The 1,787-nt window shown below is 49.4% G+C and carries 1 protein-coding gene; it reads left to right on the plus strand.

The window, feature by feature from the left end:
* Positions 1-50: 50 nt before the first annotated feature.
* On the plus strand, positions 51-1,787 hold a 1,737-nt coding region (locus R7E42_RS23815), incomplete at its 3' end, for a pullulanase-associated domain-containing protein (protein WP_318073062.1).

Raw genomic sequence — 1,787 nt, forward strand, 5'->3', positions numbered from 1 at the left:
GAAATACCGCACGTCCGTTATATCAATTCAATAACAATGGATTTGTAAACGTGGACAATAAAACATTCAAATTATCAACGATTGCCAAAACCGTACTGCCTTTGATTTCCATCGCGGTCATCAGCGGTTGTGGCAGCGATAGCACAAGCGACGACACCACGAACCCAGGCTCTGGCCTATACCCTGCGGGAGAGAACGAGGTTGTCATTTACTACAAGCGCGATATTGCATCCGCATCAACGGCAAGCGACTACGAAGGTTGGGGCTTGCACTTGTGGAACGGCGAAGGCTGTACCAGCACCGACTTAGAAGCCATGGGTATTGCTGGCACAGGTACGGACTGGTCTGCACCGCGTCCATTCGACGGCATCAACGACACCTACGGCGCTTACTACGTACTGAAAGTGAACCCAGATGCGTCTGATCCGCACGAATGTATGAACTTCATTCTGCACAAAGGCGATGAGAAAGCCTTCGGTAGCTCGAACTCAAAAGTGGAGCTGACCAAAATTGGCGAATCTAAGGGTCTATTTGGCTTCCACGGCAGCAGCGAGCTTTACTACGAGCCAATCGAAGCACGTCCAGTCGATATTGATGGTCAAAAAGCGCATTGGTTAGATGCCAACACTATCGCATGGGAAGCGGCAGCCAATGCTGATTCCATGAAGCTGTTCTACAGCTTGACCAACGACATCCAAATGGATGAAGACAAGCAAATCTCTGGCGGTACAGCTGTTGAGCTGACCAAAGCGGGCGATTTGTCTGACGGTCTTAAATCTCGTTTCCGCCACCTTGCAAGCCTTCAAGCCGCTGGCATTGATGTGGACGATGCAACCCTACGTACGATTCTGAAATCACAAATCGTCATGGTGGCGTACAACGCAAATGGCGACGTTATTTCTGCAACTGAAGTGCAAAAGCCGGGCGTTTTTGATGCGGTGTTTGCCGACTCCAAGGCAGGTAACGCAATTAGCCAAGAACTCGGCGCGATTGTGGAAGGCGGCGCAACAACCTTCAAACTTTGGGCGCCAACAGCGCAAGACGTTGCTCTGATCATCTATGACGAGAATCTGAAAGAAGAAGCAACCGTTGCGATGAAAGAAGATTCAGCAACTGGTATCTGGGTTTCTGAAGCGCAAAGCAACGTCGTCAACAAATACTACCGTTACCAAGTTAAAGTTTACCACCCAACAACGGGCGTCATCGAAACTCGCTTGGTCACCGATCCATACTCTATGAGCTTATCGAAAAATTCGATGTACTCTCAAGTAATCGATTTGGATGATCCAAGCTTGATGCCACAAGGCTGGAGCGACTACGAACGCCCAACCGTTAAAAAAGATGAAGACCACGTACTGTACGAATCACACCTTCGTGACTTCAGCTTTAACGATACAAAAGGCACCAAAGAATACAACGGTAAGTACTTAGCACTCACAGAAGCAGACCGCGAATCGGTCTCTCACTTGCAAGCACTAAAAGACGCAGGTTTAACAACGCTTCACATCCTGCCAGCGTTCGACATTGCTACGGTTGATGAAGAAGCGGCGAACCGCGTCGATATTACTGACACCGTAGGTAAATTGTGTGGCATCAAACCAGAAGCGTCTGTCTGTGACGAAGTTGATGGCGCGAAAGTGATTGAAGATGTGCTGAACAGCTACGATCCAGCCACCGGTTCTGCGCAAGCACTGATGAACGATTTGCGCATGCTAGACAGCTTCAACTGGGGTTACGACCCATTCCATTACACGGTGCCAGAAGGCAGCTACGCGACCGATCCAAAC

It is taken from the genome of Vibrio sp. Vb1337 (assembly GCF_033338715.1).
GTDB lineage: Bacteria > Pseudomonadota > Gammaproteobacteria > Enterobacterales > Vibrionaceae > Vibrio > Vibrio alginolyticus.